The following is a 20,759-nucleotide window of genomic DNA, read 5'->3' as shown; positions in this document are numbered from 1 at the left end:
GCGGGGGCGGCGCCGACGATAGGTGGCAGTCTCAGGGCAGCCGGAACAATGGGCGCCCGTAGGGCAGGGACGGCCAGGGGATGGCGGCGAGGACGAGGAGCAGCGCGAAGAGGGCGCCGAGCACCATGCGCCGATGCTGCGCCGTTGGGGTCTGGGCGCGCTTCGCCCTGGCCAGCGCGACGTGGGCGACCACGACCGCCACGACCATGAGGAAGATGTGCTCGACGGCGAAGAAGCGCAGCGCGGAGATGGGCATGGCCGCCCGCAGCGCGGCCAGCGACCCGGGCGTGACCGGGCTGAGCACGACGTAGAGCAAGAGGCCGAGGAGCAGCTGGACGTCCAGCGAGCCGACGAACGCAGCGCCGATCTTGCGATCCGCGTCGGTCCACGGCCCCTTCTGGGCCCAGCCCCGGGCAGACCGCACGACCGCCGCCAGCCCGAGCAGCAGGACGACCCAGCGGAGCCACGAGTGCACGACGAGGACGAACGTATAGATCATGGTCTCTGCATTCCGGCCGCGTTGCCGGCCTCGATCATGTACTGCGCCACATCGGCGAGATCCGACTCACGGACGCCGCGGAAGCTGGGCATCGGGGGGACGTCGGTGCGCTTGCGGCCCGGGCTCACGGCCCAGCGGACGATCGCCTCGGGATTGGCCCCGTGCAGGCTCGCGATCTCGCTGAGCGGAGGGCCGACCAGCTTGGCGCTGGGGGCGTGGCAGGCCGCGCAGTGGGTGGAGAACATGGCCTTGCCCTTCTCGGCGCGGGGCGACAGCCTGGCCGCCTCGTCGGCGGGAGCAGGCCTGTCGCACGCGGCCGCGAGCAGGGGCAGGGCGGCGAGGATCGACGACCATCTCATGCGAACGGGCCGGAACGTAGCGCGCGGCCGCGGCCGGCGGGTGCGACGTATTGACGCAGGGGGTCAGCGGGGCACCGGGTACTTGGCCAGCTTGCGCTGGAGGCTGCGGCGTTGGATCCCGAGCAGGCGCGCGGCCTGGGAGATGTTGCCCCCGCAGTCGGCGAGCACCCGGTTGATGTGCTCCCACTCGGCGCGGGCCAGCGAGGGGACCTCGTGCTCGATCGACGCGGGCTCCGCGGGCGCGTCGGCGCGGGCGAAGGCGGCGAGGATATCGTCGACGTCCGCGGGCTTGGAGACGTAGTGCGTGGCCCCGCGGCGCACCGCCTCGAGCGCGGTGGCGATGCTGCCGTAGCCCGTCAGCACGACCACGCTCGTGCGCGGGTCGATGGCCTTGAGCTCGCGCACCACGTCGAGCCCGGATCGGCCTGGCAGGCGCAGGTCGACCACCGCGAGTTCCAGCCTGATCGCGCGGGCGACGGCGAGGGCCGCGTCCGCGTCGGGCGCGCCCTGCGCCCCGAAGCCGCGCCGGGCGAAGGCCCGGACCAGGCGGGCGCGGTAGGTGTCGTCGTCGTCGACGACCAGGAGCGAGCGCGCCTCAGAGGGCATGCATCACCTGGCGCGGCAGCTCCAGCGTGGCCCGCGTGCCCGCGCCTTCCTCCGAGACCACATCGAGGCGGCCCGAGCAGAGCTCGGCGAAGGTGCGGCCGAGGAAAAGCCCGAGGCCCATCCCGCGGCCCGGCGGCTTGGTGGTGAAGAACGGCTCGCCCAGGCGGGGCAGGAACGCGCTCGGGATCCCGCAGCCCCGGTCCTGGACCGTGAAGCGCACCCGCGTGGGCGCCACCTCGGCGGAGATCGTCACCGCGTGCGCCGATCCCTCGCTCGCCTGCAGGCCGTTCTGGACCAGGCTGACGAGCACCTGGACCAGCCCCTGCACCGGGCACCGGAACGGCGCGTCGCGCACGATGGCGATCTCGATCCGGGCGAGCTCCGCGGCGCCGAGCTGCCCGCGCACGAGGCCGAGGATCGCGGCGGCCGTGGTCAGCTCGGGCAGCTCGCCCAGGAGCCGGCCGGCGCGGGCGCTCATCCGCTGGACAATGCCCCGGCAGCGCTCGACCTCCTCGCGGATCAGGCGGGCGTCCTCGCGCGCCTCATCGGGGGCCTCGGTGATGAGCTCCTCGAGCTCGCTCGAGGCGACCGCGATGGTGCCGAGCGGGGTTCCCAGCTCGTGCGCCGCGCCGGCGGCGAGCGCGCCGAGCGACGCGAGCTTCTCGGCGCGCGCGGCGAGCCGCTGGGCCCGCGCGAGCGCCGCCTGCTGCTCGCGGAGCGCCCTCGCCAGGCGGGAGACGAAGTAGCCGACGATCAGCGCGGTGATCAGGAGCGCAACCGACATGCCGTGCAGGTGGTAAGCGTGCGCCCCGGGGCCGCGGAGCGGCGCGTGGGCGACGTAGAGGCTTGCGTAGCCGGCGGCGGACAGCGCGACGATCCCAGCGGTCCAGCCGAGGCCGAGCACCAGGGCCGCGAGCGTGACCTGGACGAGGTAGAGGACCCCGAACGGGTTCGCGGGGCCGCCCGCGAACGCGAGCAGCCCCGTGAGCGTCAGCGTGTCGAGCGCGAGCACGCCCCCGATGATCCAGGACTGGATCGTCGGCTCCCGGCGCAGCCAGGCCACGAGCAGCACGTTCGACGAGGCGGTGATGGCGACCAGCGCGGCCAGCGCCGCGACGGGCAGATCAAGGCCGAGCCAGCGGGTGGCGATCAGAACGGCCAGCGCCTGACCGGCCACCGCGTGCCAGCGCAAGCGCACGAGCCACGCCAGCGTGATCGCGGTCGACGACATGCGCGCCGCGACGCCCCGGGCCGGTGGCGGTGCTCCGATGGACACGACGTGCCTTGTAGCGCGCGCAAGCGCGGGTGTCCCGGGCGCCATGTCGCGGGCAGGCTGCGCCTCCTTCGCGCGCCGGATGGACGTCGCCTCGACGCGCGCCGCGGCGCTCAGGCCTCTGGAACCGGCGCCGCGCCGGCCGGTGCGGCCGGTCCGCGAGGCCCGCTCCGCACCCCGAAGCAGGCCGAGCTGCTCGAGGGCGAGGTCCGTGCCGACGCTGCTGGTCGAGCGCTGCGCGCACGGGCGCGATCTCGCCGTCGCGGGCAGCGCGCTGCGGCCCACGGACATCTTCGCCCACGACGTGCTCGAGGGCTCGCGCGCCTTCGCCGAGCACGTCTTCAGGGCGCGCGGCGCCCGCCGCATCGAGGTCCCGCTGCCGCGCTCCGACGGGCCGTTCGCGGAGATCACCTGCACGCAGGTCGGCGAGAGCCGGCGGGCCACGTGCTCGTGCCCGGCTTCCGCGCCGGCCCCGACGCGGCGGCGGCGCTGGTCTCGGCGCTGGCCGAGCGCGGCGTCGCGGGCCTCTACGCGATCGCGTACCTCGGCGTACGCAACGCGGGCGCCCAGCCGCTGGTGACGAGCGGCCGCTGGGAGGCGATCTTGCTCTGGAGCGTGATCGACCACCTGTGCGCGTGCCACGGCGCCGGCGGTGCCTCGGTGCTGTCGGCCTCCCACGGCTACATCGGCGCGATGATCGCGACAGCGCGGAGCGCGGGATCCCGGCGGTGTGCGTGAAGGCAGAACCGCGCGGGCCACCAACGCGGGCTGGCGCTCGGGGATGCGCGGGGCAGGAAAAGGCTCAAGAACGAGGGCGCCGCTCGCATGGGGTCGAGCGGCGGGCAGAGGTTGGCCAACGGCCACGCGCGAGCGGCACGCGGAGGGACGAGGCCGAGAGGCTCACGCCGCGTCGAACCACGGCTCTCTGGCCCTGGCGATGGGCGGCGGCTCGGTGGGGATGCCGAGATGGGTCAGGAGCGCCACGATGGCTTCGCGCTGCGCACGTTGACCGATATCGGCGACGAGCCGCCGGCGCCCACCGCACGGACACGCGAGCACATCCTCCCAATAGACGCGGCGGATGAGCGAAGCCCAGTCGATGCGTGCGTAGACCGGCGGGACGATGCCGTCGCCGAGGCTCGTGCGCGCGCTCGCCGGAGGGTCCCAGGTAGCCGCGGGAGGTGGCGCCGTGACGTCGTTGGCGCAGGTCGGTGGCGCCGTCGCGCTCGTCTTCGTCTTCGTCTTCATCTCCGGCACCGGGATGCCCGTCGCCGCGGGCCGGTGAGGCACCACGGCGGCTCGCCACGACGAGCCCGACGCGAGCACGCCGGCCAGGCGCAGCGACGGATACCGGGGTGGAGGCACGAGAGCCGCGATGCGCGCCAGAATCGTCCACGAGCTTGCTCCGCCGCAGCCACCGCATCATGCGCTTGTCGACGCGCGCGGCGACAGCGGCGATGTCGTCGCGCGAGGGCGCAGGGCCCTCGTGGAAAATGTTCATCTCGCACGACCTCCGGGTCGTCGAGCACGTGAGCCACCGCGTCGCGGTGATGTACCTCGGCCACATCGTGGAGATCGGCCCCACGCAGGGCATCGCCGGCCGGCGGCACCACCCGTACACGCGCGCGCTCTTCGATGCGACGCCGTCGATCGAGCGCGGGAGCAAGGCGCGCCGCCTGCTGCCGGGCGCGCCCGGGAGCGCGATCAACCCGCCCGACGCTGCGTGTTCCACCCGCGCTGCCGGAAGGCCGAAGAGGGCAAGTGCGATGTCGAGATCCCGCCCCTCGAGGAGCTCGTCCCCGGCAGCGGCCACCGCGTGGCGTGCTGGTACCCCGAGATCGAGTGACGGCGGCGCGCGACAGCGGCAAGCCGGCGCGTCGTCGGATGAGCCGGTCCAGCCGCTGGTTCGTGCGTTGAGATGGCGCCGGGATGCCCCGGGAAAGCTGGCCTGCCGGGAATGGCGCCTGTGAGCGCAGCCGCTCACATCTCTGCCACGGCTCAAATTGGCACAATCGAAGGTCCGGTGTGTCACGAGCCAGAGGCGCTTCTGCGGGAAGCTGCGCTTGCTGCGCGAGGCATCCCTTTTGCTGGACGCCCCTCGCGGCCGCGCGCGAGGTTCGGTGGCGGAGCGACGAGGTGATGCGATGAAAAGCGACGTGCTTCGCGTGCTGGCAGCAGCCCTGCTGTCTGGTGCGTGCCTGATGGGATGCAAGAACAGCGTGAATGACGGCGTTGGCGCCAGCAGCGGCAACGACGGCAGCGGCGCCAGCAGCAGCAGCAGCGGCGAGGGCGGCACCGGCGGAAGCGGCGGCCACAACAGCGGTGGCGGCGGCAACGACGACAGCGGCGAGGACGGCGCCGGCGGCTGCGGCGAGGGCAGCGGCGGCGGCTGCATCGACCCGTCGGACGGGCCGTGCGCGGTGCGCGACGTCGAGGGCACGATCCCCGGCGTGAAGATCTCGATCGAGTCGAGCCGCTGCAACTACCGCCAGGGAGAGCCGGCCGAGTTCATCTACACGGTCACGACCGACTCGAGCGTCCCCCCGATCGACATCGCGGCCTCCACCGGCTGCGGGCGCTGCGTCGAACCGACGAGCGATCCGCTCTCGCTCGTCTCCTACAAGATCAGCGGCCTCTCGTGGGGTGCTGATCCGCAGCCGCAGCTCTACTGCCTGTGCGACGTGGGCTGCTGCGCTCCCGACGAGGCGGTGACCGTGCAGGTCGACGCGACCACGGCGACGCAGACGATCCGCTGGTCGGGACGGCAGTGGACCGGGCCGTCCGACACGAGCAATCCGGAGGGCGCCCCCTTCGCGCCGGGGAGCTACGAAGTCGAGGTGACGTTCGATGGCAAGGAGCAGGGCGTCGTCACGGCAAAGCTGGGGATCGAGATCTACCCCTGAAGCACCGCTGACGCGACGCCCGCAAGCAGGCCGCGGCCCAGGGTGGCACAGCCGACGCCCCGGGGTGGCGCGCGCCACGGCCTGTCCCTCCGGAGCCCGCGCGCGCTTCGTGGAGCATCTCCCTTGCTGCCGATCGCGCGCCGCCGCAGACAGGCGGCGTGGCGCGAAGGAGGGAGAGGTGAGGGAATGGCGAACGACATGATTCGAGCTCTGGCGATAACCTTGCTGTCCGCTGCGTGCGCGGCCGGATGCGGCGGCAGCAAGGAGGGCGGCGGGAGCAGCGACGACGGCAAGAGCAGCAGCAGCGGCGGCGACCGCGGGCTGCCGCCGGGGGCCGAGCCGTGCGCAGTGCGCGACGTCCAGGGCACGATCCCGGGCGTGACGATATCGATCGAGTCCAGCCGCTGCGTCTACTGGAGGGGCGAGCCAGCGGAGTTCGTCTACACGATCACGACCGACGCGAGCGTCCCTCCGATCGAGATCGCGGCGTCCGACGGGTGCGGGCACTGCGTCGTGCCGAGCGCGGATCCGCGCTCGTTCGTCACGTACCAGATCACAGGGCTGTCGACGGCGGGAGATCCACAGCAGTACTGCCTCTGCGACACGGGGTGTTGCGCTCCCGACGACGCGGCCACGGTGCAGGTCGACGCGACGGCGGCGACGCACACGATCTCCTGGTCGGGGCGGCAGTGGAGCGGGCCATCGGACACGGACAACCCGGAGGACGAGTTCTTCGCGCCGGGGACCTACGATGTCGAGGTGACGTTCGACGGGCAGGAGCAGGGCTCCGTGACGGCGAAGCTGCCGATCGAGATCGTCCGCTGATCTCCCGCGCCGGCGATCCCGCGGGGGATCCGCGGCGCGCGAGGCGGCGCCGCCGCGGCTTCCGCCGGGTCGCCCGGGCTTTCTGCTAAGGTCCGCGCGCATGCACGCCTGGCGCGGACACGCCTTCGGTCCCCCCGAGATCCTCGTCTGGGAAGAGGTGGACGACCCCCCGCTCGCCGAGGGGGAGGTCCGGATCGAGGTGGCCGCCGCCGCGATCAACTTCCCCGACGTGCTCTTCACGGCGGGCGCGCACCAGGTCAAGCCGACTCCGCCGTTCATCCCCGGCTTCGAGGTCGCCGGCGTCGTCGTCGAGAGCCGCGCGCCGTCCCTCCCGCAGGGTGCCCGCGTGGCCGCGACGCTCCCCGGCTCGGGGGGGTACGCGACGCACGCGATCGCGGGCACGCGCACCACCTATGTGCTCCCGGACGCGATGCCGTTCGAGGACGCCGCGGCGATGACCATCACGTATCAGACAGGCTACTTCGCGCTCCACCGGCGCGCCGGCGTCCAGCCCGGCGACACGGTCCTCGTGCACGCCGGCGCGGGCGGCGTCGGCAGCGCGGCGATCCAGCTCGCCAAGGCGGCCGGCGCGACCGTCATCGCGACCGCCGGCGGCGAGGAGAAGACGGCGGTCTGCCGCGCCCTCGGGGCGGACGTCGCGATCGACTACCGGCGCGAGGACTTCGTCGCCATCGTGAAGGAGCGGACCTCGGGCCGGGGCGCCGATATCGTCTTCGACCCCGTCGGCGGCGACGTCTTCGATCAATCGACGAAATGCGTCGCGTTCGAGGGCCGCATCGTGGTGATCGGCTTCGCCTGCGGCCGCATACCCGCGGCGCGCGCGAACCACCTGCTCGTGAAGAACTATTCGGTCATCGGCCTCTACTGGGGCACTTACAGCCGCACCCGGCCCGATCTCACGCGGAGGGCGCAAGACGAGCTCTACGCGCTCTACGGCCAGGGCGCGATCAAGCCGCTCGTCTCCGCCGCGCGGCCGATGGCGGAGGCGAAGGCGGCCATGACGGCGGTCGCGTCCCGCGCGACCACGGGCAAGGTGGTGCTCATGACCGCGCGAGGCAGCAGCGCGCTGACGCGCTGAGGCGCTGATCACGGAGACCCGGCCCGCCGCGCGGCGGGCTGGGCCTCGGCCTCTCACACGAGTGCCGCTGCCGCTGCGGAGAGCAGCAGCGGCGCGGAAGATGGGATCAGTTGCAGCCGCCGGCGGTGGACGCCTCCGGGAGCGCCGCAGGCGTCTCCTTGTTCTCCGTCGTCAGGCCGAAGCCGTACGGGAACAGCGCGCCGTCTTCCCCGCGGTTGACGCGCTGGCAATCGGTCGCAGGCCAGGAGTACGAGAGCTTGCCCTGGAACGGCTGCTTGCCGAACAGCACGTCGGCCACGCCGCCGCCCTCGGAGCCCGGGAGCCACGCGGCCACGAAGGCGTCCGAGCGGTTCAGCTCCTTGTTGACGTAGAGCGGACGGCCCGACAGAAAGACCGTCACGATCGGCAGATCCGGCTTGGCCGTGCGGATCGCCTGGAGGACCTGCAGATCCTCGGGGTGGAAGACCGCGTGCTCCAGCGTCTTCGCGTGCGGCGTGTCGTCCGTCGCGAGCTGGATGTCGCCGTACATCTCGGCATAAGGCGTCTCGCCGATCACCACGATCGCCGCGTCGAAGGTCCCTGAATTGGCGGCGGAGCCGTTGGCGCTCAGCGTCGCCTGGCCGCCGCCGGCCGACACCAGATCCTGGATCCCCTTGAGGATCGACGTCGCGCCGGGGAAGTCGGCGTTCGTGAGGTCGGTGCCCTGCCACGTCCGCGACCAGCCGCCGGACTGGTTCGGGATGCTGTCCGCGGACTTGCCCGCGACGAGCACCTTGGCCGACGCGGCGAGGGGAAGCACCCCGCCGGCGTTCTTCAGGAGGACGAGCGACTTGCTGACCGCCTCGCGCGCGAGGGCGCGGTGCGCCGCCTGCCCGAGCACCGACTGATCGCCCGCGAACATCCGCTTCGACGGCGCCTGCTTGGTCTTCTTCGGGCCGAGGAGCCCCGCCCGCATCTTGACCCGCAAGATCCTCGTCACGGCGTCGTCGACCCGCGCCATCGAGATCTGGCCCCCCTTCACCTGACTGAGGGTGTTCTCGTAGAACGCCTTCCAGTCGTCCGGGACCATGATCATGTCCACACCGGCGTTGATCGAGGCGGCGCACGAGGCGTTGGTGCAGCCCGACACCTGCCCATGACCGTTCCAGTCGCCGATGACGAACCCGTCGAAGTGGAACTTGTCCTTCAGCACCCCGGTGAGCAGATCGCCCTTCCCGTGCATCTTCTGGCCGCGGACGCTGTTGTACGACGCCATGACGGTCTGCGCGCCCGCCGGAATGGCGGACAGGTAGCCCTGAGCGTGGATCGTGCACAGCTCGGTGTCGGAGGCGAGGTTGTTCCCCTGGTCATCGCCCTTGTCCGTGCCGCCGTCACCGATGAAGTGTTTGGCCGTCGCGATGACGTGCATCGCGCCGAGGAGATCAGGGCTGTTCGCGGCGCCCTGGATGCCTTGCACGATCCGGCCCGCGTAGGCGTTCACGATCTCGGGATCCTCGGAGTAGCCCTCGTACGTGCGGCCCCAGCGGTCGTCGCGCACGGTCGCGAGCGTCGGCGCGAAGGTCCAGTCGAGCCCGGTCGCGAGGACCTCCTTGGCCGTCGCGGCGCCGATGCGCTCGAGCAGCTCGGGGTCGTGGGCCGCGCCGAGGCCGATGTTGTGCGGGAAGAGCGTGGCGCCGCGGACATTGTTGTTCCCGTGCACCGCGTCGATGCCCCAGATGATCGGGATGGCCACGCGGCCACCGCTGGTGTCCACCGAGGCGTTGTAGAACTCGTCGGCGAGCTTCACCCAGTCCGCCGCCGTCGCGTTCTTGTTCTTCCCCGGCCACGAGCCGCCGCCGTTCAGCACGGAGCCGATGTTGTACTGCTTCACCTCGGCCGGCGTGATCTTCTGGATCTCGGCCTGCACCATCTGGCCGACCTTCTCCTCCACCTTCATCTTGCCGAGCAGCTCGGTGATGGCCGCCTCGATCTCCGGATCCTGCGCGATCGCGCTCCGCACCTCGGGCCAGCCATTGTCGCAAGGCAAGAGGCCGCTGCTGTCCCCGGCGCCGCTGCCGCCGCCGCCGGTGCTGTCGCTGCCGCCGGTGCCGCCGCCTCCGGTCCCGGAGCCGCTGGCGGAGGAGCCAGCGCCAGCGCCGGAGCCGCTGCCGGAGCCGGAGCCGCTGCCGGAGCCAGCGCCAGCGCCGGAGCCGCTGCCGGAGCCAGCGCCAGCGCCGGAGCTGGCTCCGGAGCCGGTCGCGTTGTCGGACGTGTCGTCACCGCAGGCGGCCGGCGCGAGAACGACAGCCGCCGCCAAGATCCATGTTGCATACCGTGTGAGGCGCATGGGTGCTCCCCTCTCTTGTGAATGAGATGAAGGATGGGCTCTGAGGTGAACCGTGCCGGGCAGCAGAGCCCTGTCGAGCCGTTCGCCCGAGCGAGGCCGAAAGCCGATCGAGGGCGTGAGCATGGGAAGAAATGATCTCCAAGCGATGGGTGTAAGAAATATAAGACAGAGAGCGAACGTTCTAATCCATGACTCCACCGGCACGCAAGCCCCCCTCATGCCGCGAACGAGGGTTCGGTCGCGTGGTCGCGTGGTCGCGTGGTCGCGCTCGCGCGATCGTCGCCGCCGCGCCGTGGCGATGAGGCCGAGCCAGCCCTCTCTCGTGCCTCGTGGCGCACCGGATGACACGGTGCGTCCTGGGACGCCACCGGTTAACCATAGTTCGAGTCGGGCCGCAAGTTGCAAACCCGATGGCGCAGCGCGGTAATTTACCCGTGGCATAACGCGACAACCCGTGCACGAGCCAGGACGCGACGGGCTCATCGATGGATGCGGGCTCACCGGGGTCGAGCACATCCTCTCCGATCCGGTGATCGAGAGACGGCGCGAGGAAGACAAGGAGGAGAGATGATGGGGGCGCAACGACGAGCCATCCTCAACTGAGTTGACATCACCAGCGTTCCACCGGCGGTCGAGGGAGTCGGCGATCAACGCTCCATCATGAAGATGGCGGTGAACAACTATCATGTGCCGTGGCACCTCGGGGATACGATGCAGCCGCCGCACCACGCCGCGCGCGCTCCGCATCGTCGAGCCCGTCCTCGCGTGGTCGTACACCAGCAATGAGGACTCCAGCCGGGCGCGGCGTGATCGGCGCGGTCAAACAGGGCCGGCGGACAGAGCCGTGGCCTCACTGCAGCGCGAGCCGACGGGCGAGCCAGGGCGTCGATCGCCGCGATTCAGCGGAAGCATATTCCGTCAAGGGAGCAATGATAAAATCTTGTCTTCTGTGCGGCAGCATTTACCCGCGATACTGCACGCGCCTATTCTCCGCGCATGGTCTCTATCCCGCGTACTTCCATTCGTCTCTTCATGACCACCGGGACGCTGCTCCTCGCGCTCACCGCGTGCGGAGACGACGAGGTCGGCTTTGGCACAGGCGGCGCAGGCGGTGAGGGCAGCGGCGGCACCTCCACCAGCACCGGCGCAGGAACTGGCGGCGGCAGCACCAGCGGCAGCGGCGGCGAGGGCGGCACCGGCGGCGCTCCTGGCACGGGCGGCGAGGGCGGCGCCGGCGGCGCTCCTGGCACGGGTGGCGAGGGCGGCGCCGGCGGCGCTGCCGGCGCGGGTGGCGAGGGCGGCGAGCCTTCCACCGGCACGGTCGGTGCGGGCGGCGAGCCTTCCACCGCTGCCAGCACCAGCGTCGCGGCTAGCTCCAGCGGCTCGGGCGGCGAGTCCTCCACCGCCGCCACCACCAGCGCCGCGGTCGGCGCGGGCGGCTCGGGCGGCGAGTCCTCCACGGCTGCCACCACCAGCGTCGCGGTTGGCGCGGGCGGCTCGGGCGGCGAGTCCTCCACCGCCGCCACCACCAGCGTCGCAGTTGGCTCCGGCGGCTCGGGCGGCGAGTCCTCCACAGTCGCGGTCGGCGCTGGCGGCGCGGGCGGCGAGTCCTCCACCGTCGCGGTCGGCGCTGGCGGCGCGGGCGGCGAGTCCTCCACCGCCGTCGCAGTCGGCGCTGGCGGCGCGGGCGGCGAGTCCTCCACCGTCGCGGTCGGCGCTGGCGGCGAGTCCTCCACCGCCGTCGCAGTCGGCGCTGGCGGCGCGGGCGGCGAGTCCTCCACCGTCGCGGTCGGCGCTGGCGGCGCTGGCGGCGAGTCCTCCACCGCCGTCGCAGTCGGCGCTGGCGGCGCGGGCGGCGGCGCTGGCGGCGCTGGCGGCGCGGGTGGCGATGACGGCGAGCCCGTGCGATGGGCCGACGTGGAGCCGATCCTGCTGGCGAAGTGCTCGCCCTGCCACACCCGCACGGATCCCCCGCCGGCCAGCGGCTTCTCAATCACCTACGAGTCCGCGAAGCTTCCCTCGAACTCGGCCCAGTGCGCCGTGGGCCCGGGTGAACCCACGAGGACGCAGGGGGAGTGCGCCACCATCCGCATCCACGACCTCGACATCGCCACCCGCATGCCGCGCAACCGCGGATGCACCGGCAACCCGGCGCTCGACGCCGCGAACTCCAACTGCCTGACGGCCGCAGAGCAGCAGACGCTCGTCGACTGGATCGCGGACGGTCAGCTGGAGTGACGAGGCCAGGCGCGGCCCCCGCCGCGCCTCACCTCACCTCGGCTGCTCCAGGAGCGCGCCGTCCCGATACGCCTCGATGAGCCGCTCAAGGATCTCGATCTCCCGCTCGATCTCCTCCGCCTTCTCGGTGTCTCCCACCCGGCGCTCGGCCTCGTAGACCTCCACGTCCGAGATCACGGGGATGATGTCCTCCCCCGCCTCGACGGCCTGCTCGACCGACGTGAAATGGTGGTGCTGCGCGAGCCGCGCCCCGCTCGCCTCGAGCACGAGCGTGTACCCCTTGTCGCCGTACGCCTCCGAGAACGCCCCGTCGATCGTCACCGCGCGGCGCGACGCCTTGATCGGCGACTCCCCCCGCTCGACCCTGACCGGCACGTGCCCGTTCACGATGAGCCCGCGCTCCTCGTCCACACCGAACTCGCGGCACACCCGGCCGCAGAACGCGGCGTCGTGGATCAGGTGGAAATACGGGTTCTTCGTCTCCTTGTGCGTCCTCTCGTCGGCGACGAAATACGACTCGAACGTCGTCATCCGGTCCTTGCCGAACATGGGCGAGAGCGGCCCGGTCCAGAGGTACCAGAGCATGTCGACGTCCTCCTGCGCGCCCGCCCGGAAAGCCCGGCGCACCGTCCGCTCCAGCGCGTCGAACAGCGCCCTGCCGCGGCGAACCTCGCCGTCCACCACGAAAGGAAGGAGCTCGCCCTCGCCGTCCACCGGGACACAGCCGTGGAAGATGAGCGCCCGGTCGCGCCTGAGCCACGTCGTCCCCTGCTGCACCATCCAGCGCATTTGGCGCGACAGCGCCGGGCTCCTCAGGAAAGACTCCTTCAGAAGGGCGATGCACGCCGCCTCGTCCGGCGTCAGCGCGTACGGATCGCCGGGGTCGAGCGTCGGGAAGCGCGCGTCGAGCAGCGGAAACACCTCGCCGTCGATCGCGACCGTGCCCGCGCGCGGGTCGATGCGATGGAGCAGGCAGCGGTGCTCGAGCGCGTACTCCGGGCGGCGCCGGCAGAGCTGCCCCTCCAGCTTGAACTGGAGGACGGCCGCGGCCTTCTGCATCCGCGCCAGCAGGAGGGCGTCGCGCAGCCCCTCGCCCCGGACCGCGAAGCGCTCCGCCGGATCGTCGGCGTAGGCGGTGCGCGCGAGCCGATCGAGCGGCGCCACCGGGATGCCAAAGCCCTCTTCCAGCTGCGACAGGCGCCCGTACCGCAGCGAGAGCCGGACCACCGTGGCGATGAGCGCCTCCTGGCCGAGGCTCGCGCCCATCCAGCTCACGTCGTGGTTGCCCCACACGACCCGCACGCGCGGCTGGCGCATCAGGTACTCGATCACCTTGTCCAGCCGGGGGCCGCGATCGCCGAGATCGCCGGCCACCACGAGCTCGAAGACCGTCAGGTTCCGGATGGCGCGCGCCGTGGCGCGCAGGATCTCTATCTCGCGGCCGTGCTGCACGAACGGCTCGATGAGCGCGTCGAGGTAGCCGCCCTCGCCGAGGGCGGCGCGCGCCGACACGAGCTCGCGGAGCAGGCCCCGCATGTCCTCCGGGAACGCCGACTCCACCTGGCGGAGCGTGTAGCGCAGCGACAGCTGGCGGATGACCTCGACCTCGCGCGCGAGCGTCCAGAGCAGGAAGCCCCGCCGCTCCCCCTCGCTGCGGGACGCGACGCGGGCATAGCTCTCGCGAGGATAGTAGACGACCGAGAGCAGCGCGCGCTTCTCGGCCGCCGTGAGCCGGTCGCCGAAGACCCGCTCGACGAGCGGCCGCAGGCTCCCCGAGGCGTTGTTGATGATGTGCTTCAGCTTCCTGTGCTCGCCGTGGACGTCGCTGACCACGTGCACCGTCCCCTTCGGGAGCGACAGGATCGCCCGCAGATGGCCGATCTCCGAGAGCGCGGCCTCGGTCGTCGGGTACCGGCCCGCGAGGGCCCGGAGGAGCGGCAGCTCCCGCGTGTCGAGCATGGCGCCGCAGCATAGAGCAAGGCCGCGGCTCGACGCACGCGCGCGCGCAACGTGTGCCGCGTGTCGCGCTGAAGCAGCCGGGCAAGCGCGCAAGGCGCGCGCATGCGCCTGGCTCTGCCGCGTTTCTCCTTGCGGCCGCGCGGCGTCCTACTAGCAAATGCAATGGGAGCCCATGCAATTTCGGGGCTGCGAGGCCGCTCCTTTGCGCCGGGCGGACTCGACGCCGGCCTCACATTCACCAGCGAACGCCCTCTTCACTACATGACCAAGTCTGTTCTGATCATCGATGACGACGTGGATCTGGCGACGACCCTGGCCGAGACGCTGCGCGACCTCGGTTATGAAGCGACGCCCTTCTTCAGCGGGCGGGAGGCGCTCGAGCGGCTCCTCGACGGCGAGCGGCCCGGAGTGATCCTGCTCGACCTGATGATGCCGAAGATGAACGGCTGGAAGGTGTGCGACGAGCTCTGCGCGGTCCCCGCGCTGGAGGACATCCCCGTCGTCATCATGACCGCGGCGTCGAACATCAAGCAGCCGATGCCGACGCACGCGCGCAAGGTGCTCAGCAAGCCGTTCGAGCTCGAGGCCCTGCTCAGGACGATCGACGCCGCCTGAGCGGCGCTCGATGACGGCCGGACGGCCGACAGCGGCGGCCGCCCCTGGGTTCCGCGACGGCGCGATGCCGCCGTGAAGGAGCGAGCGCGCGCGTGGAGGCGCGCCGCGCATCGACCGCAAGATTCTCCAAGAGCGCCGGGGGCACCCCTCGCTAGCGTCTCCGGCGTGGAGGCGCCCTCTCGTGGGTCCTCCTCATGAGGAGGCAACATGTACGATCACATCGGACTGAAGGTGAAGGACATCGAGGCGAGCGTTCGCTTCTACGCCGCTGCGCTGGCGCCGCTCGGTCACGTGCTGTGCGCCCGCGACGAGGCTTATGCGAGCTTCGGTCCCGAGGGGGCCCCGGCCCTTTATCTGCAGGTGGACCACGGCCCCCGGGGCCCCGGCGCGCACATCGCCCTGCGCGCCGCGGATCATGCCGCGGTCGATCGGTTCTACCGGGAGGGGCTGGCGGCCGGCGGCCGCGACAACGGCAAGCCCGGCGTGCGCGCGGATTACGCCCCGACGTATTATGCGGCTTTCCTGCACGACCCCGACGGCAACAACCTGGAGGCGGTCTGTATGAAATAGGGGCGCGCGGCCATTGCGCCATTGCCGCAGAGGGCTCCGGCCGCCGCACCGAGGCGGCCTGGGCGCCGGGCGCCGGGCTACCGCTTCTTCTTCGCCTTCGGCGGTGCGCTCGGCTTGATATCGATGCTCGTGGCCCCCTGGCAGGGCACCTGCGCCGTCACACCCGCGCTGAGCCACTCGGGGAACTTCGTCTTCCCGGGCCGGCCGACGCGCACGAAGAAGCGGCCGCAGCGCACGGCCAGCGCCTGGTTCACATCCCCCGCGTACTTGCCCGTCATGTAGACGCCCCCCGGCTGCGGAAACCCCACCGTGAGCAGGCCCTGATCCTTGGGCAGCGACGCGGGATTGCCCCCCTGCTTCGCCTGGCTCGCAGCCTCCTTCGCCGCGGCCTCCTTCGCCGCGGCGGCTTCCTTCGCCGCAGCGGCTTCCTTCGCAGCGGCCTCCTTCGCCGCAGCGGCTTCCTTCGCAGCGGCCTCCTTCGCAGCGGCGGCTTCCTTCGCCGCAGCCTCCTTCGCAGCGGCGGCCTCCTTCGCCGCAGCCTCCTTCGCCGCGGCGGCCTCCTTTGCTGAAAGCGTCTTCGCCGCCTGCGCCTTCCCTGCCGGAGCCTTCTTCGCGGGGGGCGACTCGCTCGCAGCGGACGCCGCCGCGGCCGTGGGCTCGACGAGCGCGGGCGCCAGCTCCACCGCGGCAGCGGCAGCCGGCTCGGGCCGATCCCGTCGCGCCACGTAGATCCAGAGCCCCGCCACCACCGTCGCCGTGATCGCCGACACCGCGATCGTCCCGGCAGGCGACAGCGAACGCGGCGCTTGCCACGCCAGCGCAGGCAGCCGCGGGCGCCGCGACGACGCGCCCGCCGGGGGCGACGACTCCATCGGAGAGCCGCTGCGGCCCTCCGCGCTCGGCCTCGGGTACGGCACGCCCCCGGGCGGCGTCAGCCCCGATGAGCCGTCCACGGGCACCGTCACCCCGGGCGGCGTCAGGCCCGACACGCCCATCGGCACGGTCACGCCGGAGGGGGTCACCGGCGAGCCGGAAGGCGGCTTCGGCGGCGCCCCCAGGAACGCGGGCGCGAGATCCGCCGGGAGGGCCGGCGGCGGACCGAAGCGGATCGCCTCCGGGATCACCGAGGTGGTCGGCACGAAGCGGGCTGCCTCCGCGCCCGTGCCGGGCATCGTCGTGCCGTCCTCCTCGAAGAACACCGGATCGACCTCGGTCAACGTCGGCGGCCCGCCCCCCGGCGGCCCCTCGTCGGCCGCCGCCGCGTCGCGCTCCGCCGCGCGCTTCGACGCCTCGAACAGGCGGCCGAACGTCTCGCGATCCGGCAGCGCGGGCCTTCGTCCCTCGACGCCCTTCGCGCCCTCGCCCCGCACCTCGAGCGCCGACGACGGATGGCCCGCCGGCACCGGGATCGTGATCGGCTCGGGCGCCGGCGCGCCGAGCGTCGGCTTGCCTTCCTGCCGAGCCGACCCGCTCAGCGCCTCGGACGCCGCCGCCGAGGGAGGCGCGGTCTTCGCCTGCGCGCCGGGAGTCCGCAGCCTCGCGGCCCCGCCGTCCCTGGCCGCCTGATCCCTGGCAAAGAGATCCTTCGCGAGCCGCTTCGCCGCGTCCGCCGCGGGCCGCGCGGTCTGGCCTCCCTTGCCCTTGACCGGGATCGTCGGCCGCCTGTCCTCCTCGCGATCCGCGTCCTCGATCTCGATCGTCGCGTGCGCAGATTGCACGCGCGTCACGAGCTCGGCCTTCCCCTTCTCCGGGCGAGCCACCTTCGCGAGCGCCTGCTCGATCTCGTGAACGGTGATCTTCCGATCGTCCGGCGCGGGCGCGAGGGCCGTGTCGAGCAGCGCCACGATCGGGCGCGGGATCTCCGGCCGGATCGTGGCGATCGCCTGCGGGCGCGTGCCGTCCGCGGGCGGCCGCCGCCCCGTGAGCAACGACCAGAGCAGCAGCCCCACGCCATAGATATCGGCCTTCACCGTGACGCGCTCGGCGCGCGCCTGCTCGGGCGCCATGTAGCCCGGCGCGCCCTTCACAACGCCCGCGATCGTATCCGGCGTGCGCCCGAGGATCTTGCCGATGCCGAACCCCGTCAGGCGCACCTGCCCGTCCCACCCGATCACGATGTTCTCCGGGTGGAGGTTGCGATGGATGATCGGCGTGGGGCTGCCGTGCTCATCGACGGACCCGTGCGCGTGCGCGAGCGCCCCGGCGATGCAGTGGACCAGGTAGTAGACTGCCGCGTCGGCGAGCTTCTGCTGCCGCGCCGCGAGGTGCTGGTGCAGCCGATTGAGGTTCACGCCCTCGACGTGCTCGAGCACGAGCACGAGCCGGCCGTCGTGCTCGAAGAAGTCGAACATCCGCACGATCGCCGGGTGGTTCATCGTCGCGCAGATCGACGCCTCGCGGGCGAGCTCGTCGGCGAAGCGCGGATCGCCCTCGGCGGTATTCGGGACGAGCTTCAGCACGCAGACGCGGCGAAACCCGAGCGGGCCATCCAGTCGCCCGAGATAGACGCTGGTGGGCCCAGAACCGGACAGGTGCCGGAGAATCTTGTAGGCCCCAATCGTCTCGGGAGCGGGCTCCGTCGGAAACATCCGGGGCCGATCATACCCAAGCGGGGCGAAGCCCCCAAGCCAACGACCAAGACCGATCACTTCGCGGCGCCAGGAGGCGTCCCCGGGCGCCTCGGTACGAGCCCATGCTCCACGCGCCCTGTACGGCGCGTCGCTCTCCCGTTCGCCAGAGAGCGGTACGGCTGATCAGCAGAAGCCCGAACAGCTGTGACGGATCACCGTGGAGAAACCTCCGGCCGCGCTCGCGCGGCCGCGCCTCCGGCTTTCGAGCGGCGCGGGGCCTGGGCTATAAGCCGCCGCGATGAAGCTCCGTGCCTGGCATCGATTGCTCGCCGTCGTCCTCCTCGCGGGCTGCGAGGCCGCCGTCCCGCCTCCTCCGCCCGCGCCGCCCCCGCCCCCATCGCCGAACGCCGCCCCCGCCTCGGCGCCTGTGCCCGCGCCGGCCGCGCCGCCCGCGCCGGCGTCGCGGTTCCCCGCCGGCTGGCCTTTCCCCGAGGGCGCGCCGCCGGTGCGGGGCCCCTCGATGGTCACGAGCGACGCCGCCCTGGCCACGAAGGTGGGCGCGGAGGTCCTCGCCTCGGGCGGCAACGCCGTCGACGCGGCGGTCGCGACGGCGTTCGCGCTGGCGGTGGTGCACCCGACGGCCGGCAACCTCGGCGGCGGCGGGTTCATGGTCGCGCGCGTCGGCGACAAGGAGCACGCGCTCGATTTCCGCGAGACCGCGCCGGGCAAGGCGACCCACGACATGTACCGGGGCAAGGACGGCAAGGCCACGGAGAGCGCGCGCGTCGGCCACCTCGCGGTCGGCGTGCCCGGCAGCGTGGCGGGGCTCTGGGACGCGTACGACAAGCTCGGCTCCAAGAAGAAGACCTGGGCCGAGCTCGTCGCGCCCGCGATCCGGCTCGCGAAGGAGGGCTTCGCGGTCGACGAGAACTTCGCGACGACCGTCAAGGCCGCTTCGGCCAAGCTCAAGCGCTTCCCGGCGTCGGTCGCGCTGTTCCTGCCGGGCGGCGCGCCCATCGAGATCGGCGCCACGTGGAAATCGCCCGAGCTCGCGGCGACGCTCGAGCGCATCGCCGAGAAGGGGCCCGCGGGCTTTTACGAGGGCAAGACCGCCGAGCTCTTCGTGGCCGAGATGCGGCGGGGCAAGGGCATCATCACGGCCGCGGACCTCAAGGGCTACAAGGCAAAGTGGCGCGAGCCCGTCGTGTTCGAGTACCGCGGGCGCCGCGTCGCATCCATGCCGCTCCCGTCGTCGGGCGGCCTCGCCCTCGCGATGATCGCGCATCAGCTGGAGGGGCTCGACATCGCCAAGCTCGGCTGGCACTCGCCGTCGCACGTGCACGTGGTCGCCGAGGCGATGAGGCGGGTGTTCCTCGCGCGCAACGAGGTCCTCGGGGATCCCGATTTCGTGAAGAACCCGGTGGACGACCTGCTCTCGGTCGCGTGGGCCGAGAAGCAGCGCGCCACGATTGCGGCGGACCGCGCGACGCCGACCGACGAGCTCGCCCGCGGCGCGGCGGTCAAGGACTCGGGCGGGCGAGGCCCGCACACGACGCATTTCTCGGTGGTCGACGCGCAGGGCAACGCCGTCGCGCTGACCACGACGCTGAACGGCTGGTACGGCTCGGGTGTGACGGTGTCCGGCGCCGGCTTCGTGCTGAACAACGAGATGGACGACTTCGCCGCCGTGCCCGGCACGCCGAACCAGTTCGGCCTGGTGCAGGGGGAGGCCAACTCCATCGCGCCCGGCAAGCGCATGCTCTCCTCGATGTCGCCGACGATCGTGACGGGGAAGGACGGGCGCGTGGAGCTCGTGCTCGGCGCCGCGGGCGGCCCGACGATCCTCACTGCGGTGTTCCAGATCCTCTCGAACGTGGTCGACTTCGGCTTCGACGTGACCACGGGGGTCAACGCGCCGCGCTTCCACCAGCAGGATTACCCCGACAAGCTGATGGTCGAGCAGGGCGGCTTCCCCGACGAGCTGCGGAGCGCGCTCGGCGCAATGGGCCATACCCTCGACGACCGCGAGCACATCGCCGACGCGCCGTCGATCGGCCGCGAGGGCGCCGCGTTCGCCGGCGCGCGGGAACCGCGGCGGCCCGGCTCCGAAGCGGCGGCCGGAAAGTAGCGTCGACAGCGTCGACCGGGCGCCGCTCCCCACATCGGCCCACGCGACGCCTGCGTATCCCACAACGGGCGGGATCCATGGTCTGCTGCGAATCGGCAGACCGGCGCCGCGGCGTGCCGGGGGGCGCCGCCAGGCGGGAGCCTCAACAACGAGCCACGCCCGTCGACGGACCCGCCCGACCCGCGTTGTCGCCCGCCGGGCGACGCATGTTGTCGGGACGACATTGCGACGATCAATCGGTCAGGCGTTTCCTTACCTCTCTCAGGCGCCAATCGCCGCTCATTTCGATGGGCTTACCGCCCCCAGAGGCGCCGCGCGCATCAGGCACTCCCCTAAGGAAACCCCTCTCTGTCTGGCGCACGTTGGCCGTTCCCGGCACGCGCGTGTGCCCAATGGACTGTGGCGCCCCCCTCGTGAAGGCGTCATCGCGTGATGCATCCGACGGCCCTCTGCGCCACGGAGCGCCGTGAGTCCGGGCGGCGAGGCGACGCTGTGTCGCATTCGCTCCCGGCCCTCGAACCGAGTCGTGCGTCGCTGGCCTGACGCGCGGCGTCTCGGCGGCGGATCCACGCAGGAGCGCGCGATCTGCGCGCGGAGCCGCGGCGGTTCGACCTTGACACAACCCGTCCGTTTCGATTGCTTATGGCGATGCGCCTCGCCGAGCACGTTCGCTCCCTCGGCGGATCGCGCGCCCGCCTGTCGCCATCCTTGAATTTAGCGCCCCGAGGAGCTGCCGTGAAACGGGGGACTGCAGCTTGACACGGACCGAGATACCGGCTGAACGCCGCG

At 72.2% G+C, this 20,759-nt stretch carries 17 protein-coding genes and 1 pseudogene; 10 read left to right on the top strand and 8 right to left on the bottom strand.

Annotated features, from left to right (window positions below):
* Positions 1 to 31: 31 nt before the first annotated feature.
* From WMF19_RS48570 to WMF19_RS48555, 4 genes are all read right to left on the bottom strand, one after another.
* The gene (locus WMF19_RS48570) at positions 32 to 499 is read right to left on the bottom strand and encodes a hypothetical protein (RefSeq protein WP_437896570.1); all 468 of its coding nucleotides are present in this window, start codon (positions 497 to 499) and stop codon (positions 32 to 34) included.
* Positions 496 to 858 (bottom strand): c-type cytochrome, encoded by a 363-nt coding sequence (locus WMF19_RS48565; RefSeq protein ID WP_437896569.1) that lies wholly within the window; start codon positions 856 to 858, stop codon positions 496 to 498. The genes WMF19_RS48570 and WMF19_RS48565 overlap by 4 nt, the downstream gene beginning before the upstream one ends.
* Before the next feature lie 63 nt (positions 859 to 921).
* The gene (locus WMF19_RS48560; RefSeq protein WP_437896568.1) at positions 922 to 1,464 is read right to left on the bottom strand and encodes a response regulator transcription factor; all 543 of its coding nucleotides are present in this window, start codon (positions 1,462 to 1,464) and stop codon (positions 922 to 924) included.
* On the bottom strand, positions 1,454 to 3,181 hold the full coding sequence (locus WMF19_RS48555) for an ATP-binding protein (protein ID WP_437896567.1): 1,728 nt from the start codon (positions 3,179 to 3,181) through the stop codon (positions 1,454 to 1,456). The genes WMF19_RS48560 and WMF19_RS48555 overlap by 11 nt, the downstream gene beginning before the upstream one ends.
* Between WMF19_RS48555 and WMF19_RS48550 the strand changes: the two genes are divergently transcribed.
* Complete coding sequence (locus WMF19_RS48550) at positions 3,182 to 3,475, top strand: hypothetical protein (RefSeq protein ID WP_437896566.1); 294 nt, start codon at positions 3,182 to 3,184, stop codon at positions 3,473 to 3,475.
* Between the two features lie 162 nt (positions 3,476 to 3,637).
* Here the strand turns inward: WMF19_RS48550 and WMF19_RS48545 are convergent, their stop codons facing one another.
* Positions 3,638 to 4,102, bottom strand: coding sequence for a hypothetical protein (locus tag WMF19_RS48545; RefSeq protein ID WP_437896565.1), 465 nt, complete (start codon positions 4,100 to 4,102; stop codon positions 3,638 to 3,640).
* A 59-nt stretch (positions 4,103 to 4,161) separates the two neighbouring features.
* Between WMF19_RS48545 and WMF19_RS48540 the strand changes: the two are divergent.
* From WMF19_RS48540 to WMF19_RS48520, 5 genes and pseudogenes are all read left to right on the top strand, one after another.
* Positions 4,162 to 4,395 (top strand): annotated as a pseudogene (locus WMF19_RS48540) (hypothetical protein); the annotation flags it as partial.
* 65 nt (positions 4,396 to 4,460) lie between these two features.
* On the top strand, positions 4,461 to 4,583 hold the full coding sequence (locus WMF19_RS48535; RefSeq protein WP_437901794.1) for a hypothetical protein: 123 nt from the start codon (positions 4,461 to 4,463) through the stop codon (positions 4,581 to 4,583).
* Between the two features lie 298 nt (positions 4,584 to 4,881).
* On the top strand, positions 4,882 to 5,640 hold the full coding sequence (locus tag WMF19_RS48530; protein WP_437896564.1) for a hypothetical protein: 759 nt from the start codon (positions 4,882 to 4,884) through the stop codon (positions 5,638 to 5,640).
* 198 nt (positions 5,641 to 5,838) lie between these two features.
* On the top strand, positions 5,839 to 6,465 hold the full coding sequence (locus WMF19_RS48525; protein WP_437896563.1) for a hypothetical protein: 627 nt from the start codon (positions 5,839 to 5,841) through the stop codon (positions 6,463 to 6,465).
* Positions 6,466 to 6,565: 100 nt separating this feature from the next.
* Entirely contained in the window at positions 6,566 to 7,564 is a 999-nt protein-coding gene (locus WMF19_RS48520; RefSeq protein ID WP_437896562.1) for an NADPH:quinone oxidoreductase family protein, read from the top strand.
* Positions 7,565 to 7,670: 106 nt separating this feature from the next.
* Here WMF19_RS48520 and WMF19_RS48515 read toward each other — a convergent pair whose 3' ends face one another.
* Positions 7,671 to 9,890, bottom strand: coding sequence for a glycoside hydrolase family 3 protein (locus WMF19_RS48515; RefSeq protein WP_437896561.1), 2,220 nt, complete (start codon positions 9,888 to 9,890; stop codon positions 7,671 to 7,673).
* A gap of 1,032 nt (positions 9,891 to 10,922) precedes the next feature.
* Between WMF19_RS48515 and WMF19_RS48510 the strand changes: the two genes are divergently transcribed.
* Positions 10,923 to 12,128, top strand: a complete 1,206-nt coding sequence (locus tag WMF19_RS48510; protein ID WP_437896560.1) for a hypothetical protein — start codon at positions 10,923 to 10,925, stop codon at positions 12,126 to 12,128.
* Between the two features lie 33 nt (positions 12,129 to 12,161).
* On the opposite strand, the gene WMF19_RS48505 is transcribed toward WMF19_RS48510, so the two are convergent.
* The gene (locus tag WMF19_RS48505) at positions 12,162 to 14,087 is read right to left on the bottom strand and encodes a fructose-bisphosphatase class III (RefSeq protein WP_437896559.1); all 1,926 of its coding nucleotides are present in this window, start codon (positions 14,085 to 14,087) and stop codon (positions 12,162 to 12,164) included.
* 261 nt (positions 14,088 to 14,348) lie between these two features.
* Between WMF19_RS48505 and WMF19_RS48500 the strand changes: the two genes are divergently transcribed.
* A complete protein-coding gene (locus WMF19_RS48500; protein ID WP_437896558.1) occupies positions 14,349 to 14,702 on the top strand; it encodes a response regulator in 354 nt (117 codons plus the stop codon).
* A 207-nt stretch (positions 14,703 to 14,909) separates the two neighbouring features.
* Positions 14,910 to 15,272, top strand: a complete 363-nt coding sequence (locus WMF19_RS48495; protein ID WP_272096251.1) for a VOC family protein — start codon at positions 14,910 to 14,912, stop codon at positions 15,270 to 15,272.
* 77 nt (positions 15,273 to 15,349) lie between these two features.
* Here the strand turns inward: WMF19_RS48495 and WMF19_RS48490 are convergent, their stop codons facing one another.
* Positions 15,350 to 17,860, bottom strand: coding sequence for a protein kinase domain-containing protein (locus WMF19_RS48490; protein WP_437896557.1), 2,511 nt, complete (start codon positions 17,858 to 17,860; stop codon positions 15,350 to 15,352).
* A 280-nt stretch (positions 17,861 to 18,140) separates the two neighbouring features.
* Between WMF19_RS48490 and ggt the strand changes: the two genes are divergently transcribed.
* Complete coding sequence (gene ggt / locus WMF19_RS48485; RefSeq protein WP_437896556.1) at positions 18,141 to 19,970, top strand: gamma-glutamyltransferase; 1,830 nt, start codon at positions 18,141 to 18,143, stop codon at positions 19,968 to 19,970.
* Positions 19,971 to 20,759 lie beyond the last annotated feature (789 nt).

The organism is Sorangium sp. So ce124, from assembly GCF_051525235.1.
Taxonomy (GTDB): Bacteria; Myxococcota_A; Polyangia; order Polyangiales; family Polyangiaceae; genus Sorangium; species Sorangium atrum.
Note: the sequence above shows the minus strand (reverse complement) of the source record. Positions and strands in the feature narration are given on the sequence as shown.

Coding starts and splice junctions, on each gene's coding strand:
- WMF19_RS48490 (WP_437896557.1), bottom strand. CDS start 17,860: ATGTTTCCGACGGAGCCCGCTCCCGAGACGATTGGGGCCTACAAGATT.
- WMF19_RS48520 (WP_437896562.1), top strand. CDS start 6,566: ATGCACGCCTGGCGCGGACACGCCTTCGGTCCCCCCGAGATCCTCGTC.
- ggt (WP_437896556.1), top strand. CDS start 18,141: ATGAAGCTCCGTGCCTGGCATCGATTGCTCGCCGTCGTCCTCCTCGCG.
- WMF19_RS48510 (WP_437896560.1), top strand. CDS start 10,923: ATGACCACCGGGACGCTGCTCCTCGCGCTCACCGCGTGCGGAGACGAC.
- WMF19_RS48565 (WP_437896569.1), bottom strand. CDS start 858: ATGAGATGGTCGTCGATCCTCGCCGCCCTGCCCCTGCTCGCGGCCGCG.
- WMF19_RS48530 (WP_437896564.1), top strand. CDS start 4,882: ATGAAAAGCGACGTGCTTCGCGTGCTGGCAGCAGCCCTGCTGTCTGGT.
- WMF19_RS48560 (WP_437896568.1), bottom strand. CDS start 1,464: ATGCCCTCTGAGGCGCGCTCGCTCCTGGTCGTCGACGACGACGACACC.
- WMF19_RS48525 (WP_437896563.1), top strand. CDS start 5,839: ATGATTCGAGCTCTGGCGATAACCTTGCTGTCCGCTGCGTGCGCGGCC.
- WMF19_RS48515 (WP_437896561.1), bottom strand. CDS start 9,890: ATGCGCCTCACACGGTATGCAACATGGATCTTGGCGGCGGCTGTCGTT.
- WMF19_RS48500 (WP_437896558.1), top strand. CDS start 14,349: ATGACCAAGTCTGTTCTGATCATCGATGACGACGTGGATCTGGCGACG.
- WMF19_RS48495 (WP_272096251.1), top strand. CDS start 14,910: ATGTACGATCACATCGGACTGAAGGTGAAGGACATCGAGGCGAGCGTT.
- WMF19_RS48570 (WP_437896570.1), bottom strand. CDS start 499: ATGATCTATACGTTCGTCCTCGTCGTGCACTCGTGGCTCCGCTGGGTC.
- WMF19_RS48505 (WP_437896559.1), bottom strand. CDS start 14,087: ATGCTCGACACGCGGGAGCTGCCGCTCCTCCGGGCCCTCGCGGGCCGG.